General features: G+C 47.1%; 16 protein-coding genes, 1 tRNA gene, 1 rRNA gene and 1 pseudogene. 12 read left to right on the forward strand and 7 right to left on the reverse strand.

Annotated elements, in window-relative coordinates; all coding sequences use genetic code 11:
- Positions 1-31: 31 nt before the first annotated feature.
- From Q4Q49_RS20270 to Q4Q49_RS20285, 4 genes are all read right to left on the reverse strand, one after another.
- The gene (locus Q4Q49_RS20270; protein ID WP_312000288.1) at positions 32-1,498 is read right to left on the reverse strand and encodes a thioesterase; all 1,467 of its coding nucleotides are present in this window, start codon (positions 1,496-1,498) and stop codon (positions 32-34) included.
- A gap of 142 nt (positions 1,499-1,640) precedes the next feature.
- Positions 1,641-2,681, reverse strand: coding sequence for an MJ1255/VC2487 family glycosyltransferase (locus tag Q4Q49_RS20275; RefSeq protein WP_312000289.1), 1,041 nt, complete (start codon positions 2,679-2,681; stop codon positions 1,641-1,643).
- Between the two features lie 75 nt (positions 2,682-2,756).
- Complete coding sequence (locus tag Q4Q49_RS20280) at positions 2,757-3,269, reverse strand: phosphatase PAP2 family protein (protein WP_006083322.1); 513 nt, start codon at positions 3,267-3,269, stop codon at positions 2,757-2,759.
- Positions 3,270-3,682: 413 nt separating this feature from the next.
- A complete protein-coding gene (locus Q4Q49_RS20285; protein ID WP_006083323.1) occupies positions 3,683-3,931 on the reverse strand; it encodes a YgjV family protein in 249 nt (82 codons plus the stop codon).
- 324 nt (positions 3,932-4,255) lie between these two features.
- Between Q4Q49_RS20285 and rraA the strand changes: the two genes are divergently transcribed.
- The 12 genes from rraA to hemB all read left to right on the forward strand — a co-directional run bounded on the left by rraA (position 4,256) and on the right by hemB (position 15,040).
- A complete protein-coding gene (rraA, locus tag Q4Q49_RS20290) occupies positions 4,256-4,741 on the forward strand; it encodes a ribonuclease E activity regulator RraA (protein WP_006083324.1) in 486 nt (161 codons plus the stop codon).
- A gap of 129 nt (positions 4,742-4,870) precedes the next feature.
- Complete coding sequence (locus Q4Q49_RS20295; protein WP_312000290.1) at positions 4,871-5,935, forward strand: formimidoylglutamase; 1,065 nt, start codon at positions 4,871-4,873, stop codon at positions 5,933-5,935.
- 245 nt (positions 5,936-6,180) lie between these two features.
- Entirely contained in the window at positions 6,181-6,936 is a 756-nt protein-coding gene (gene ubiE, locus Q4Q49_RS20300; protein ID WP_006083326.1) for a bifunctional demethylmenaquinone methyltransferase/2-methoxy-6-polyprenyl-1,4-benzoquinol methylase UbiE, read from the forward strand.
- Entirely contained in the window at positions 6,936-7,556 is a 621-nt protein-coding gene (locus Q4Q49_RS20305; protein ID WP_006083327.1) for an SCP2 domain-containing protein, read from the forward strand. Before ubiE ends, Q4Q49_RS20305 begins: the two co-directional genes overlap by 1 nt.
- Positions 7,553-9,202 carry a ubiquinone biosynthesis regulatory protein kinase UbiB gene (gene ubiB, locus Q4Q49_RS20310; RefSeq protein ID WP_312000291.1) on the forward strand — a complete coding sequence of 550 codons (1,650 nt, stop codon included), beginning with the start codon at positions 7,553-7,555 and terminating at the stop codon, positions 9,200-9,202. Before Q4Q49_RS20305 ends, ubiB begins: the two co-directional genes overlap by 4 nt.
- A gap of 59 nt (positions 9,203-9,261) precedes the next feature.
- A complete protein-coding gene (gene tatA, locus Q4Q49_RS20315) occupies positions 9,262-9,501 on the forward strand; it encodes a Sec-independent protein translocase subunit TatA (protein WP_006083329.1) in 240 nt (79 codons plus the stop codon).
- 6 nt (positions 9,502-9,507) lie between these two features.
- Positions 9,508-10,008, forward strand: a complete 501-nt coding sequence (gene tatB, locus Q4Q49_RS20320) for a Sec-independent protein translocase protein TatB (RefSeq protein WP_071938756.1) — start codon at positions 9,508-9,510, stop codon at positions 10,006-10,008.
- Between the two features lie 3 nt (positions 10,009-10,011).
- The gene (gene tatC, locus Q4Q49_RS20325; RefSeq protein ID WP_006083331.1) at positions 10,012-10,767 is read left to right on the forward strand and encodes a twin-arginine translocase subunit TatC; all 756 of its coding nucleotides are present in this window, start codon (positions 10,012-10,014) and stop codon (positions 10,765-10,767) included.
- Between the two features lie 45 nt (positions 10,768-10,812).
- Positions 10,813-11,340, forward strand: coding sequence for a hypothetical protein (locus Q4Q49_RS20330; RefSeq protein WP_259574134.1), 528 nt, complete (start codon positions 10,813-10,815; stop codon positions 11,338-11,340).
- On the forward strand, positions 11,340-12,143 hold the full coding sequence (locus tag Q4Q49_RS20335) for a TatD family hydrolase (RefSeq protein WP_312000292.1): 804 nt from the start codon (positions 11,340-11,342) through the stop codon (positions 12,141-12,143). Before Q4Q49_RS20330 ends, Q4Q49_RS20335 begins: the two co-directional genes overlap by 1 nt.
- The gene (locus Q4Q49_RS20340) at positions 12,136-14,019 is read left to right on the forward strand and encodes a diguanylate cyclase (protein ID WP_312000293.1); all 1,884 of its coding nucleotides are present in this window, start codon (positions 12,136-12,138) and stop codon (positions 14,017-14,019) included. The genes Q4Q49_RS20335 and Q4Q49_RS20340 overlap by 8 nt, the downstream gene beginning before the upstream one ends.
- A 13-nt stretch (positions 14,020-14,032) precedes the next feature.
- Complete coding sequence (hemB, locus tag Q4Q49_RS20345) at positions 14,033-15,040, forward strand: porphobilinogen synthase (protein ID WP_106649229.1); 1,008 nt, start codon at positions 14,033-14,035, stop codon at positions 15,038-15,040.
- 164 nt (positions 15,041-15,204) lie between these two features.
- Here hemB and Q4Q49_RS20350 read toward each other — a convergent pair.
- From Q4Q49_RS20350 to Q4Q49_RS20360, 3 genes and pseudogenes are all read right to left on the reverse strand, one after another.
- A pseudogene (locus Q4Q49_RS20350) lies at positions 15,205-15,483 on the reverse strand (transposase); the annotation flags it as partial.
- A gap of 141 nt (positions 15,484-15,624) precedes the next feature.
- Positions 15,625-15,740, reverse strand: a 5S ribosomal RNA gene (gene rrf / locus Q4Q49_RS20355).
- 37 nt (positions 15,741-15,777) lie between these two features.
- Positions 15,778-15,853: transfer RNA gene (locus Q4Q49_RS20360), tRNA-Thr, on the reverse strand.
- Positions 15,854-15,882 lie beyond the last annotated feature (29 nt).

The following is a 15,882-nucleotide window of genomic DNA, read 5'->3' on the forward strand; positions in this document are numbered from 1 at the left end:
TATTCTTCCGATTCCTTTTGAATTACCTCAATCACCTTATACCTTCAGTCTCAACCTTAGGTTGAGGCTTCGCGCCGTCATTTGGCTTGGCCTCAGGTTTTGCTTCTAGTTCTGGCGCTTTAATTGACTCGTGCGGCGCCTCAGTAACGGCGGGCTTAGCTTGTTCCTGTGATACGTTTGGCTCCTGCAATGGTGCATTGACTTCAGGCGTCGGTGAGTCTTGCTCTTCAGGTAAAGGCTCGACAATTATCACTGGCTCTTCTGGCACTGGCGCTTCACCTTGTGTGGATGTTGCAGCTTCTGACTCTGGCGCTAAAGTACCGAGATCTTGGTTGGCGGGACTTTCCACCGCATGTTTAGGTAATTGATTTCGATACAAATCAATCATACTCATCACTTCAGACAAGGCTTTAGCATGATCCGGCGTCAGAATACCATTGTGTCCAGAGACGATTTCATCGGACACCGCCAGCACCCACACTGCCTGCATATTGGCATCGGGACAGGTTTGCACACTGCGACGGGCCTGCAGACGAGCACGAATTTTCCAACCAGAATGGGGCAAGGTCATCATACAGCCAGGAATTTGATCGTGCGCCATCAAAGCCGACGGCATCTTCATTGGCGTAGTGCAATTGCCACCTGAGCATTTGTCGATATCGTGGGTAATAGCCCAAGAATTACCAACGGCGCGCTCGCCATCCTTGATATAATTGAAAGCTTCTTTCACCGCAAAATCGCCCTTCGACTGCAATACCACCATACTTGGCTTTTGCCTATCTAAGCTCACCAAGGTATCGAGTGGCTGGTACTCCTTCGCGGGCACGGCAGGGTTTAACAGTAAGAATAAATTGGGATTATCCTGCTGATGATCGATAGCAGCCTTGATGCGGTCTTTGCTGGCATGCAAAACAACAGCCCCGCCAAGGCTATGACCAATTACGGTATAACGCAGCAGTTTATGCTCTGTCACTAAGCCATCGAGCTTATCCAACAATTGGGATAAACCTAATTGACCTATGCGTTTAGCAACCCGTTTACGCTGTAAAATGGTAGGAAAATCTAAAGGTTCAATCCAGCTTTTCGCATCATCTGAGCCATCGATCCAGAAGGGATCGTATTTATCGCCGCGCCAGCCAATATACAAACCCAATAAGTTGCGCTGCGTATCGGACGCCGCCATCTGCTGATAAAACTGCTCGAAGGCGATAAAGTTTTCATCTTTAGGCTCTGCACTGTGGTGCCAGCCGTGGACAAAAATCAATAGTTCAGGGATTTGAGCAGGCTCAGGCTGGGATATGCGCGCCTCTAAACCTTGCCATTGCCTTTCGTCATGGGGCTGACCTTGATCGTTAAACTCAATCACATGGAAGTTTTGCTTCGCGATATCTGGGCCGGGAATGTGGTAAGCCTGATCTGGAATAAAAGGGAGTAAGACACAAAGCGACAACAACATTAAAAACAGTAACTTGTACTGGGTAAACTTTTTCAGGCTCATTTATAACAACATAATTAACGGCCAAGCTAGGCCAAAATAGACGTGCTGAAAGGGGCTAACAGCAAAAGTGCCGAAATTATACGCTAACCCCATTAACCCAGCTAGTGCCTAAATCGCTTTTCACCACAGCTTATGAGCTGATTTAACGCCAAGTATCAGGCAGCGTAACTTGGCTCCACAGCTCTTTACATAGCGGCTGACTATCGTGCCAATCGCCGCCATCAATCCATTTAACCAGCGCATCCCCAACCTGAGGATAGGCAATCGGATTAGGTGATGCGGTTTTCAGCCAGCGCTTAACGACGTTCACATCGAGACTCATCATGCTGTCTGCGGCCGCCAAGAGTTGCAGCGCCGCCACATTCGATAATTGCTCAAACTGGCCAATCAGTGGTTTCACTAACAACTTTTTACCTAAGGTTAATGCTTCGCTGGCAAGCTCAAAGCCCGCATTGCCTATCACACCGCCGCAGCTGGCAAGATGTTGCTTAAAGCCCTCACGATTAAAGCCGTGCCACTTAATGTGTTCCGCAACTTGTCCCTTAGGCTGTTGGCTGTGGTACACCAAAAACTGATAGTCACTGAAATGCGACAGGAAACGAGCAATCACATCCGCATCCTCAAATGGCAAATACACTAAGATTTGATGCGTGTGTTCGAATGGGCTGGCATCCACTTCGACAAAAGGCGGCAAGATAGGAAAACCAAAGTGGTGCCAATGACAACCCAGCGCCACATCCACAGGGGCAAAGTTATTGAGCAGCATTTCATTAAACCAAGTGCTACCGAGTTTCGGCACAGGATGAGTCAACGCCGCCTGATGGCTAATGCCAATGGATGGCACGCCTTGGCGCCGCGCCGCCCAAGCCGATACTGGCTCAAAGTCGTTGAGCACGAGATCGTAACAACTGAGATCTAAGGCTTTAATATCTTTAAATAACGATAGTGACAGATTCTGCCGAACCGTTTGCGGCACATTCACGCGCCCAGAGTGAGTCGCAAACGTCATGCCCGCTTGTACGCGATAATCGCCAAAGCATTCCATATCGAAAAACTGATCAGGCTTACGCCCCGAGAATAAAAAGTCCACTTCAATATCTTTTTTCATCAGTGCTTTAGCCATGACGCGTGCACGACTTAAGTGGCCATTCCCTGTGCCTTGAACTCCGTAGAGTATTCGCATTACGTATCCTTAAACTGATGAGTGAAGGAGAATTCCAACTAATGAGATGAAATGATTAACGTGCGCTTGCTTGAATTAAATCACCGGATGAACCAGTAATACCGCTCCGCTCCCCAATGAGGCTCCCGCCAAAATATCTAAGGGATAATGCACGCCGAGTGCGATACGTGAGCCCCCTATGCTAAAAGCCCATAAAAACACGATAGGAGCCGCTGCTGGGTAAACTTGCGCCACACTCGTTGCCATCACAAAGGCTGCGGCCGTATGACCCGACGGTAAACTGAAGCGATCAGATGGCTCAAAGCCACACTCAAATCCCACAAGCGCATGGCAGGGTCGTGTACGGCGAATGCTATTTTTCAACAGTAAATACAGCGGCAACTCCACCAGAAAACTCGCTAACATCAAGTTGAATAAGGCCTGCCCTTGAGCGTGAGTCAACATCAAGCCCACTGACAAATATAAATACACATGCCCATCGCCACTCGCCGATACCCGCTTTGCATGGGCATATAAACCATGACGTTGGGTGAAACTCACGATATGACAAAACATTCGCTTATCTAAGTCTGCAACGTAACTCAACATAAAACAGGCTCCTTGCTGGCATGCCAGCGAGTTTTACTGTGATGTTAATCTGTGCATTCTCTCGACGACGCTTAGAGTGCTTGGTATCACGCAACCGACTCACCAAGGCCCTACTCACGATTGAATTCGTTATTTACCGTTTGCTGGCTAATTTACGGTTTGCTAATAGTCAAACTCGAATCGAATTAGCTAAAGTACTATTAGATAACTTGAGACTAAGAAAGACCTGTGACGGCTAAGTGACATCTGCTCGAAGGTTTTATGACAAGAAGCATGGCTTGGGCTTTGATCTAGAAGGATTCTAGGGACGTTATGCTGGGGCTAAAGGATTTTTTTAGTTATAGCGATAGGACTAAGACAGGATATTGTGTTGCCCTAAATGTGAATCCCAAGAGCAACACAATCAAATAAACTTAGGCTGCGGCGGGAGTATTCGCCTTAGCGCGGTAAATTTTCGTCAAATGGTAAATATTAATACAAGCAACAAACGCATTCATGCCAGCCACTGGCCAAGCAGAAATAAACACCCCATAAACGACAAACAGGGTACATCCCACAAAATTCAACCATCGCAACCAAATGATATTCTTCATCATTAGAGAGATCGCCACCATTACAGAGGCAAAATAACCAATAATTTCAATCGTATTTACAGCTTCCATAGGCACCTCTCGAAGGCCCTCTACCGTCCATAAGCGTAACGGGGGGTCCATGCCCCTAAAGCAAATTAAGTTAAGTAAGTTAATTTAAACTTGGGATATAATACCAAAGCATGCAACAGAGTTGTAATAAAAAACCGTTATTTAATGACTAATATCAAGTTTTACCGCATAACTTCTAAAGTGCGACGAAAATTTACTACAGATGTGTTAACAGCCCAATGGCAACAATACCGTGATTGATAACACTTTTCTTTTCAAGAATCCCTTTTATACTGGCGTAAACTCGCTAAACTGTACGCAACGCGGATCAATAGGAGTGTAAATATGGAATACAACACCTCAGAATTATGTGACATGTACTTAGATGTCGTAGATGTAGTCGAGCCCATGTTCAGTAACTACGGTGGTTGTAGCTCTTTTGGCGGTTCTATTAGCACCATCAAGTGCTTTGAAGACAACGGCCTAATCACCGAAGTCCTACAAGAGGATGGTCAAGGTAAAGTCTTACTCGTTGATGGCGGTGGCTCATTACGCCGTGCGCTGATCGATGGTGCTATCGCTGAACTTGCGGTTAGCAACAACTGGGAAGGCATTATCGTTTACGGTTCTGTACGCGATGTGGATGCATTGGAAGAGTTAGACATTGGTATTCAAGCCCTTGCCTCAATTCCAGTCGGTGCTGATGGCAATTCAGTGGGCGAAGTGGAAATTCCGGTCAATTTTGGCGGTGTGACTTTCTTACCCGGCGATCACATTTATGCTGATAACACAGGTGTGATTTTATCACCTGAACCACTCGACATTGAGTAATCTCACTGTTCAGCCAAGAAAGCCAGCTAAGCTGGCTTTTTTATTCACTATTTTCAACGTTTCCCCATTGAATCCTCGCGCCACACTGGCCACAATAGCTCGACTCCGGCCGAATAAGAATATCAATCTATGCCTGAATTTATTCCCTTTACCCAGACAGATATTGCCTCATTAGTCAGCCCAAGAACCGGCGAAACTAAATTAGGCCAATGCGTCCATCTGGCTAATCACGAACATACGTTAGAGACCATACTCGCCACTGCCAAAGCCCACGGGGCAAGCTTCGCCATTTTCGGCGTCGGTGAAGATATCGGCCCACGCGCCAACTTAGGCCGCGGCGGCGCGACCGATGCGTTCACTACCAGCATGCGCCAATGGCTCAATCTGCAATCTAATCGCTTTCTTTCTGGTACCGAATGCCTAGTGTTAGGCCAAGTGAACACCGCCGATCTGCAGCAACAAACCGCGAGTAATACAACAGATAACACTAACGTCACCTTAGATGAATTACGTGATGCGGTTGAGCAACTCGATGAGCGCGTGATCCGCATCGTTAGTGCAATTTTAAAGGCGGGTTTAGAACCCATACTCATCGGCGGCGGGCATAACAATGCCTATGGTTTATTGATGGCGACCTACGGCCACTATCAGCGCCAAGTTGCGGCGGTGAATCTTGATCCCCATTCGGATTTTCGCCTGCTCGAAGGTCGTCACAGCGGCAATGGTTTTAGTTACGCAGCCGATCGCGGCGCCTTAGGTTGCTACCATGTACTGGGTTTACATGAGTTAAAAAACAGTGAAGCCAACCTAAGCCAACTCAGCGAATTTGGTGGTACTTGGCATAGCTTGCAACAAATTTGGGTACGCCGCGAAATCAGCCTTAACCAAGCCTTGCTTGAGATCGCCGCCAAATTGAATGACACAGGTTTGCCCGTAGGGCTGGAGCTCGACGTCGACGCTATCGCTAAAATGCCCAGTAGCGCCTCAACGGCAGCGGGTGTGCCATTGCTAGATGCGGCGCATTATGTCAGTTATATCGCCCGCCACTGCCCTTGTGCTTATTTGCATTTAGCCGAGGCTGCACCAAGTTGCCACGAAGCGGGAATTGAAGCCGGATTTAGGGATGTTGGCCAAAGCCTCAGCGAGCTTATCTACGCTTATGTGCAGGCTCGGATGCAGTTTTTGGCGCAATGAGCGCCACCAGTTACCGCCAACTGGGCGCTAAGCTATTCACCAAATCCTGATATTGTGGTCTAATGCCAGTCCATTTTACGTGGTCGACAAGCACTGAATCCTACGACTGCTAGGGAGTGCCTCAAGCTAAGGCATTGCAGTTAGTTTACTAGCTCGATCACAGAGTGATAGATCAAAGATTCAGCAAATGCAGGCGATGGCTTACACTCGCAACTAATACATTGCAAAACAATAGGAACACATTGATGTCTGAGGGCGAATCTAAAAGTACCCACTTTGGTTACAAAACCGTAGAGGCCGATAAAAAGGCCGAACTCGTTGCCGGCGTGTTTCATTCTGTTGCCGCTAAGTACGACATAATGAACGATGTGATGTCCTTCGGCATTCACCGTTTTTGGAAGCGTTACACCATTGAAGTCTCTGGCGCCCGCCCTGGCATGAAAGTGCTCGATTTGGCTGGCGGCACAGGTGACTTAACCGCAAAATTCTCTCACTTAGTGGGCGATAAAGGTGAAGTGGTTTTAGCTGACATTAACGATTCCATGTTAAAAGTCGGGCGCACTAAACTGCGCGACAAGGGCATAGTCAACAATGTCAGTTATGTGCAAGCCAACGCCGAAGCACTGCCGTTTCCCGACAACCACTTCGACATCATTACCATCGCCTTTGGTCTGCGTAACGTGACCGATAAAGATGCGGCGCTGCGTTCAATGAATCGCGTGCTTAAGCCAGGTGGCAAGTTATTAGTGCTTGAGTTTTCTAAGCCTCAGCATGAAATCATGCGCAAAGTGTATGATTTATATAGCTTCAAAGTCTTACCTAAGATGGGCGAACTCATCACTAAAGATGCCGACAGCTATGAATATCTGGCTGAATCGATTCGTATGCATCCAGATCAAGATACATTAAAGCAAATGATGGTAGATGCAGGCTTCGAGCAAGTCGACTACACCAACATGACCGACGGCATTGTCGCATTGCACCGCGGTTATAAATTCTAATGATGCCGCAAGAAGTTGTGCTGCTTGTCTGCGCCGCAATTGAAACGGGCCTGAAAAAACTTCAGGCTCAAGCGGGTGACGACTATTCGCGCCAGCGCCAGTTGCATGGCAAAGTGTTCCGCATCCAATTATCGCAGCTCAGCTGGCCACTCTATTTGGTGTTTGCCAAAGAGATCCAAGTACTGAGCCGCTACGAAGGTGATGTCGATGTCAGTCTGCATGCCGATGCGACCACGCTTTATCGCGTGTCCGAAGGCGCAAACCTGACTGAACTTATCAAGCAAGATAAGCTCAAGCTTGAGGGAGATCTCAATCTATTACAAAGCTTTAGCCAATATCTACGCGGCATCGAGTTTGACTTTGCCGAGCCAATTTCGCGTTATTTAGGCGATGGTCCCACCCACAAGCTCATCAGCACTGGCCATCAGGCAAAGGGTTTTGCACTCGAAGTGTTGCGTAAAACGCGCTCCCACTTAGGCCAACTCGCCGTTGAAGAGTATCGCCTCGCACCGCACCCAATTGAGTTACTTCATTTTCGCGATCAAATGGATGATTTAGTTGCCGATACCCGCGCGATTGAACAACGGATTGCCCAATTAAGAGACCAAATTAAGCCATGACCCTTGCCAGTATCCGCCGCGGTTACCATGTCATCAAGACCTTGCTTCAGTACGGGTTAGATGACGTATTGCCGCCAAAGATGACACCTTGGTACTTTAAACTCGCCCGTAATAGTCTGTTCTGGATCCGCAATAAGCATAAGAATAAGCCCGGTGGCGAACGCTTAAAATTGGCGATGCAGGAACTGGGCCCCGTTTATATCAAGCTTGGACAAATGCTCTCGACCCGCCGCGATTTACTCAGCGATGAATGGGCCAGTGAATTGGCCATGCTACAGGACAAGGTGCCGCCCTTTGATGGTGCGCTCGCCCGCCAAGCGATTGAAGCTGAGCTAAAAGCGCCGATTGAATCCCTATTCGATGACTTTAATGAAATACCATTGGCATCAGCCTCTATTTCTCAAGTGCATACCGCGACCTTAAAATCTAACGGCAAAGACGTCGTACTTAAGGTGCTACGGCCGAATGTAGAAACCAAGATTCAGGCCGATCTGCAGTTGATGTCACAAACCGCCAAGTTGATTGAATACCTCCTTGGTGAAGGCAACCGCCTGCGCCCAGCCGAAGTGATTGAAGATTACCGTGTGACCATTTTAGGTGAGTTAAACCTTAAGCTCGAAGCCTTAAACGCAGTCAAGTTACGCAACAACTTCATGAACTCAGATGCACTCTATGTGCCTTATGTGTATGAAGAGTTTTGTTATCCACGCCTGATGGTGATGGAACGCATATACGGTATTTCGGTTTCGGATATTGCCGCCCTTAAAGCGCAAGGCACCAACTTTAAGTTATTAGCTGAGCGCGGAGTAGAGCTGTTTTTCACCCAAGTGTTCCGAGATAACTTTTTCCATGCCGACATGCATCCGGGCAATATCTTTATTTCCCGCGATCACCCAGAGAACCCTTATTACATAGGGCTCGATTGCGGCATCATGGGCACACTCAGCGAGGTCGATAAACGCTATCTCGCCGAGAATTTCCTCGCCTTCTTTAATCGCGATTATCACCGAATTGCCCAGCTCTATATTGAATCAGGTTGGGTGTCGGAAAAAACCGATCTACAGGCCTTTGAACAGGCGATCAAAGTGGTGTGTGAACCTATGTTCAACAAACCGCTCGATGAGATCTCCTTCGGCCATGTGTTGCTGGAATTATTCCGCACTGCACGCCACTTCGATATTGTGGTACAACCGCAATTGGTATTGCTGGAAAAGACCTTACTTTATATCGAAGGCTTAGGTCGTCAGCTGTATCCGCAGTTGGATTTATGGCAAACCGCCAAACCGTTTTTAGAGCAGTGGATGGCCGACCAAGTGGGTCCTAAGGCTATGTTTAAAAAGGTATCCACAAAACTGCCATATTGGGCTGATAAACTACCAGAATTCCCTGAACTGATTTACGATAACCTTAAGTTAGGCAGGAAATTGCTGAGTTCTCAGCAACAAATGCTAGATAAGTATTTGAAATACCAGCAGCAGGCTCACAAGAGTAACTACTTGCTTATCACTTCTGCAGTTTTATTGATCTGTGGCACGTTATTGATCAATAGAGACGCTACACTATGGACCCCTTATGTTTGTCTAGTTTCAGGCATTATATTGTGGTTTGTCGGATGGCGATCTAGGCCAAAGAATCGCAAATTTTAGCTAGCACTAATTAATCATAGGTTCATAATAGAACCGATATCAATTAAGAGGATACCTTCATGGGTGGTATTAGTATTTGGCAACTTCTTATCGTTGCATTAATCGTTGTCTTGTTGTTTGGAACTAAAAAATTACGCTCTTTGGGCGGTGATTTAGGTGGTGCGGTGAAAGGCTTCAAAAACGCCATGTCTTCAGAAGAAGATAAAAAGGCATTAGAAGACACCGAAGCGGCTAAAACAGCACAAACGACTCAACAGGCGACTGAAAAGAAACCTGAGTCTAACAAAGAACAGGCGTAACTCTTTATGTTTGACGGTATCGGCTTTATGGAGCTGCTGCTGATCGGTGTTTTGGGGCTAGTGGTTCTTGGCCCCGAACGTCTACCGGTTGCGGTGCGTTCGATAACGAGTTGGATCCGTGCGATGAAACGCATGGCTAACTCGGTAAAAGAAGAACTTGAGCAGGAGCTGAAGATCGAGCAATTACATGCAGATCTTAAAAAAGCCGAGAGCAAAGGTTTATCTAACCTCTCACCTGAACTCAAAGAGTCTATTGAACAACTGAAGCAAGCGGCACAGTCTGTGAACCGTCCTTATCAAGTTCAGGATCCGGTAAAAGACACGCCTGCGTCAGAGAATCAAATACATTCTCCAGTTGCGAGCCCAGTTCAAACTAGTCCAGCTCAAGCGAGCCAAGCTAATCCGACTGCCACTGTAGAGGCGAGTCCAACGTCGGCATCTCCCGCTACTCCAAGTGAGCCATCTCAGGGCGCGGATACCCGTTCTAACCCGAAAGCCAACGGATAATTCATGTCGCAACAGCAGCCACTTATCAGCCATTTGCTTGAACTTAGGTCCAAGCTGCTAAAATCCATTGCCAGCGTGTTATTAGTGTTCATTTGCAGCGTGTACTGGGCAAATGACATTTACCATTATATGGCAATACCTTTAATGCAATCTTTACCCCTTGGTGGCAGCATGATTGCGACTGATGTCGCAGCCCCTTTCTTCGCGCCTTTTAAATTGACCCTGGTATTATCGTTTTTTGTGGCTGTGCCCTATGTGTTGTTCCAGATCTGGTCCTTTGTCGCACCGGGTTTATACAAACATGAAAAACGTTTAGTTATGCCACTGCTATTTAGCAGTACCTTATTGTTTTATCTCGGTATCGCCTTCGCTTATTACATAGTATTCCCCGTCGTTTTTGGCTTCTTTGCTAACAATGCGCCAGAGGGCGTTCAAGTTGCGACCGACATTACCAGTTACCTTAACTTCATTCTGAAGCTGTTCTTTGCCTTTGGTCTATCCTTTGAAATCCCTATCGCCGTTGTTTTACTTTGCTGGGCGGGCGTGACAACACCTGAAGAACTTAAGCAAAAACGTCCTTATATCGTCGTAGGCGCCTTTGTGGTGGGCATGCTGTTAACCCCACCCGATGTAATTTCCCAGACTATGCTTGCCGTACCAATGCTGTTATTGTTCGAAGGCGGTTTATTAGCTGCTCGTTTCTACAGTAAGCAAGGTGACGACGAGTCAGACGAAGATAGCGAACAAACAAACGACTAACGTCCTCGATGGCGTTAGGGGAATAATATAATAAGGAACATTCTCATGCGCTTAACTCTTATGGCAGCAGCAATTATGCTGGTATCAGTCCAAGCAAATGCCAGCATTGAACAACAGTTAACCCAATGTGCAGCAACAGCCGATAAACTCGACCGCTTGATTTGCTATGACAAGCTAGCAGAAAACGTCAAAAGCGTAACGCCTGCTTTAGCGAGCACTCAAGCCGCGCCTGCGACTGTAGCAACCGTTGCAGCCCCGACTGCTGTAGCAGTAGCGGCCACCGCGCCCCAAGCACCAGCCGCTAATATTGTCGATGACTTTGGGATGGAAGCTAAGCGCGTTCAAGAAAATACGGTCGATAAGATTTATCTTGAAGTACAGTCTATTACTGAAGATCCCTACGGTGCTATCAAAGTAACATTCACTAATGGCCAGGTATGGAAACAAACCGACGGCCGTAAGTTCAACTTAAAGCAAGGCGAAAAAGTCTACATTGAAAAAGCAGCCCTAGGCTCTTTCTTAATGGGCACTGATGAGCGCAATGCCAAGGCACGGGTAAAACGCCTAAACTAATGCCCTCATACATAGATATCGCTGTCAATTTACTTGGCAGCGCACTCGAGCCAGACACAGCATCGATAATACAAGCGGCGGCGGACCAAGGGGTTTCGCCGTTAATTGTTATTGGCAGCGATTTAACTGAAAGTGCAGCTGCCATCGAGATTTGCCAACAATATCCCAATCAACTTTATTGCACTGCTGGCGTACATCCTCACCATGCCAGTGGCTGGCAAGCTGACTCAAGCAAGCAACAAGCCGAACTCTGCCAAGCACGGCAAGTGGTTGCCGTTGGCGAATGTGGCTTAGACTACAATCGTGATTTCTCTCCTCGCCCTATCCAGCGCCAAGCATTTATTGCCCAACTCGCCTTAGCCGTTGAACTGCAAATGCCCGTGCTGATGCACGAACGCGATGCCCACCAAGACTTTATTGCTATCCTGCGGGAATATAGCCCACAGCTTAGTGGCGCGCTTTTGCATTGCTTCACTGGCACTCACGCCCAAATGGAAGCCTATATCGACCTCGATTTGCATTTAGGCATTACAGGCTGGGTTTGCGATGAAAGGCGCGGCCAAGAATTAGCGCAACTCGTGCCATTTATTCCGCAGAACCGCATTTTAATCGAAACCGATAGCCCGTACTTATTGCCTCGCAGCATGCGGCCTAAGCCTAAATCGAGTAAGAACAAGCCCGAATATCTCCCCTATATCGCGAGTTATATTGCAAACTTGCGCGGTGAAAATGCTGATGAGTTTGCAGCGCATTGCTACCAGAATAGCGTAGCTTTTTTTAATTTGGACCGAGTCCATGCTTAAACGAAACTCGTCACTCATACTCTTGCTGTGGCTATGGATGTGTTCAACACCTTCATTCGCAACCCTATTAAGCATTGATGAATCAACAGCGACCCCGTTAAACCTTACGCCTTGGTTGATGGTGAGCCATCCCACTTCGGCGAAGGAATTGACCGAGATCCAAGCCTTGCCAAAAACGGATTGGCATAATTTCACCAATAAAGACATTCAAAAACTCAGCGGCCATGATTTTTGGCTGAGTTTCAGCTTAACTAGCCCAGACGAAACACTTTCACGCATTTTAGCGTTAGATAACCCCTTGTTAGACAAAGTGACTATCTACCATTTAGTCAATAATAAGCTCGCTAATACTGTGCTTATGGGCGACACCTTTCCCTATAATGAACGGCCATTTTTGAGCAATATCTTCCTGTATCCTTTTAAGCTCAACATGGATGATACCCATACTTTTTATTTGCATATTCAGACCGAAGGCAGCGCTGCGGTATCGTTGAATCTCTGGTCATCTAACGACTTAGCCCAGATTGCTGAATCAACCGCCGTCGAACATGGTTTCCAACTCGGCGTACTGGCCGCGATTGGTATCTTTAGCCTCTTTATTGCCATTGCATCGGGCTCATTCAGTTACAGCTATTATTCCGGCTACGTGCTGAGCATGACCTTGCTCGTCGCTACCATCAACGGTTTTGCCTTTCGATTCCTCTGGCCAAATTGGCCGATATTACAGCAAGTTATGGTGCCGTTTTTACTGCCAATCGTTATGGCGTTTGCGCTGATGTTTACTGAAAAAATATTACAGCTCAAATATTTAAACCGCCGCATGCTGCTGACTTGTCGCTATAGCGCTGTGTATATCCTGTGTATTGGACTCGCCACGCCTTTTATCCAATATGGAACGGCGCTCTATATCGAGATCATTTCCGTTGCAGTGCTCAGCCTGGTACTGATGGTCTTTGCTATTACTCAGGCCATCAATGGCCATAAACTGGCACGTATGTACACTATTGGCTGGGTGAGTATGCTGACAGGAGCTTGCATCAGTAGCTTGTTGTATCTCAGCGTAATTGACCTCAATTTAAAACCGCAAACGCCTGTCATGCTCGGCCTGACGTTTGAAATCATCTTTATGTCTTTGGTGCTCGCCATCCGCTATAACGATGAACGCAAAGCTAAGCTACGTATTCAGCAAGAGGCCTTGAAGCAAGCACAGAAAATTCGCAGCGCGCGGGAAGAAGCCCTAAAAGCGGAAGCCGAGAGCAATGAGAAACTCGAGCAAATGGTGCAAGAGCGCACCTTAGAACTTGAAATCACCCTCAGAGAATTACATGAGGTAAACCAAAAGCTCACCGAACAAAGCACTATTGACAGTTTAACTGGGGTTAAAAACCGCAGTGCTTTCGATAAACGTTTGATTGCTGAAAGCCGGATCAGCCGCAGGCAAGAAACACCCATAGCCCTGTTGATGCTCGATATCGATCGCTTCAAGCTGATCAACGATAGATTTGGCCATCTTGCAGGCGATGAAGCCTTACGAACCATAGCCCAAACATTACAGCAACATTTAAAGCGGCCAACAGATCTCGTATCACGTTATGGAGGCGAGGAGTTTGCTATCATCCTGCCTAATACAGCAGAAGATGGTGCACTCCAAGTCGCTGAAACGATAAGAGACGCAGTTTCCTCTCTCCATTTCGAATGGGAAGGTGAAGTGATACCTTTGACTATCAGTATTGGGGTCAGTGCCGATATCGTCACTAACGATCAACACAGCACCAAATTATTAGAACAAGCGGATAAAGCCCTCTACCAAGCCAAAAATAGTGGACGTAATCAAGTCAGCTTGTATTCATCCGTTCCAAGTAAGACCAGTACCTAATTAGGAGTCAAATTTGAACATCATTACCAGTGCCTTCCCTCAGCGCAGAATGCGCCGCATGCGTAAACATGATTTTAGCCGTCGTCTCATGGCTGAAAATCAGCTGACGGTCAACGACCTGATTTATCCTATGTTTGTTCTAGAAGGCAGCAATCGCAGTGAAAAGATCGCCTCTATGCCAGGTATTGAACGTTACTCAATAGACCTCCTACTAAAAGAAGCAGAAGAATTGGTTGAGTTAGGCATCCCATTAATTGCACTCTTCCCTGTGACCCCTGCAGAGAAAAAGACCTTAATGGCAGAAGAAGCGTATAACGCCGATGCCTTAGTGCAACGCGCTGTACGCGAGCTTAAAAAAGCCTTTCCACAGCTTGGCATCATGACGGACGTAGCACTGGATCCCTTCACCACTCATGGTCAAGACGGCATCATAGATGAGACTGGCTACATCCTAAATGACATCACTACCGAGATTTTAGTGAAGCAAGCATTGTCACACGCCGAAGCCGGTGCAGACATAGTTGCACCGTCGGACATGATGGATGGCCGCATAGGCGCTATTCGCCAAGCCTTAGAAGCAGCAGGCCATGTAAACACCCAAATCATGGCTTATTCAGCAAAATACTCTTCGAGCTACTACGGCCCCTTCCGTGACGCAGTAGGCTCAGCAGGCAATCTCAAAGGCGGCAATAAACACAGCTACCAGATGGATCCTGCAAACAGTGACGAAGCCCTCCACGAAGTTGCACTCGATATTCAAGAAGGTGCCGACATGGTCATGGTTAAGCCAGGCATGCCGTATTTAGATATAGTGCACCGCGTTAAAACTGAACTTGCGGTGCCAACATTCGCCTATCAAGTCAGTGGTGAATACGCCATGCACATGGCCGCCATCCAAAATGGTTGGTTAGCCGAAAAAGCCATCGTCATGGAATCTCTACTTTGCTTTAAACGCGCAGGCGCAGACGGTATCTTAACTTACTTCGCTAAACGTGCCGCACAGTGGCTGAAAGAAGCTTAGACCTCGCGATAGCTGTGTATAAATTGAAGAAAGCAGCCTTATGGCTGCTTTTTTGTATCTAGCCGGTGATAACTATCGAGACTAAATCAGCACATTTGGAGTTATGGAGAGAGTAACCGGAGACAAACCTATACCAACTTAATGAATTAACTGGTCAGAACATTTCACTGGCTAGTACGCAACTCTATCACTCTTACTTTCCTCTCATTCCATACGATAGAACACTGCTCGACAATGTCGCCATAGCCACTAACACGACGATTGGCCAACACATTTTGACCCAGCCATTGCCATACCGGCTCCATCGGATTCAACTCCGGTGCATAAGGAGGCAACTTGAGGAGGGTGAGATTATCAAAGTTATCGGTCAAATCCTGTTGATGCCAGCCAGCTCCGTCCATGATGACCAGTGCGTGACGTCCGAATAGCGTTGCGGTTGAGATACCTGTGAGGCTCTGAACCGATTAGATATTTAATCTTAATGATATAAATTGAGTATAAACTAGGTTGATTTCACAAATTTCAAACGCAAAAAAGCCAGCTTATTCAGCTGGCTTCGTTACATATCTACGAGATAATTAGGCGCTTGGCGATGACCTACTCTCACATGGGGAGACCCCACACTACCATCGGCGCGTTTGCGTTTCACTTCTGAGTTCGAGATGGGATCAGGTGGTTCCACAAGGCTATTGTCACCAAGCAAATTTTGTATTCTAGGAAATGACACTAGATTGTAATGGTGCTGATACCCAGAATCGAACTGGGGACCTCATCCTTACCAAGGATGCGCTCTACCGACTGAGCCATATCAGCAATTCTATACTAATCAATTATGATTATTT

This window comes from Shewanella sp. SP1S1-7 (genome assembly GCF_031932105.1).
GTDB classification, from domain to species: Bacteria; Pseudomonadota; Gammaproteobacteria; order Enterobacterales; family Shewanellaceae; genus Shewanella; species Shewanella baltica.

Coding starts and splice junctions, on each gene's coding strand:
- Q4Q49_RS20270 (WP_312000288.1), bottom strand. CDS start 1,498: ATGAGCCTGAAAAAGTTTACCCAGTACAAGTTACTGTTTTTAATGTTG.
- Q4Q49_RS20275 (WP_312000289.1), bottom strand. CDS start 2,681: ATGCGAATACTCTACGGAGTTCAAGGCACAGGGAATGGCCACTTAAGT.
- Q4Q49_RS20280 (WP_006083322.1), bottom strand. CDS start 3,269: ATGTTGAGTTACGTTGCAGACTTAGATAAGCGAATGTTTTGTCATATC.
- Q4Q49_RS20285 (WP_006083323.1), bottom strand. CDS start 3,931: ATGGAAGCTGTAAATACGATTGAAATTATTGGTTATTTTGCCTCTGTA.
- rraA (WP_006083324.1), top strand. CDS start 4,256: ATGGAATACAACACCTCAGAATTATGTGACATGTACTTAGATGTCGTA.
- Q4Q49_RS20295 (WP_312000290.1), top strand. CDS start 4,871: ATGCCTGAATTTATTCCCTTTACCCAGACAGATATTGCCTCATTAGTC.
- ubiE (WP_006083326.1), top strand. CDS start 6,181: ATGTCTGAGGGCGAATCTAAAAGTACCCACTTTGGTTACAAAACCGTA.
- Q4Q49_RS20305 (WP_006083327.1), top strand. CDS start 6,936: ATGATGCCGCAAGAAGTTGTGCTGCTTGTCTGCGCCGCAATTGAAACG.
- ubiB (WP_312000291.1), top strand. CDS start 7,553: ATGACCCTTGCCAGTATCCGCCGCGGTTACCATGTCATCAAGACCTTG.
- tatA (WP_006083329.1), top strand. CDS start 9,262: ATGGGTGGTATTAGTATTTGGCAACTTCTTATCGTTGCATTAATCGTT.
- tatB (WP_071938756.1), top strand. CDS start 9,508: ATGTTTGACGGTATCGGCTTTATGGAGCTGCTGCTGATCGGTGTTTTG.
- tatC (WP_006083331.1), top strand. CDS start 10,012: ATGTCGCAACAGCAGCCACTTATCAGCCATTTGCTTGAACTTAGGTCC.
- Q4Q49_RS20330 (WP_259574134.1), top strand. CDS start 10,813: ATGCGCTTAACTCTTATGGCAGCAGCAATTATGCTGGTATCAGTCCAA.
- Q4Q49_RS20335 (WP_312000292.1), top strand. CDS start 11,340: ATGCCCTCATACATAGATATCGCTGTCAATTTACTTGGCAGCGCACTC.
- Q4Q49_RS20340 (WP_312000293.1), top strand. CDS start 12,136: ATGCTTAAACGAAACTCGTCACTCATACTCTTGCTGTGGCTATGGATG.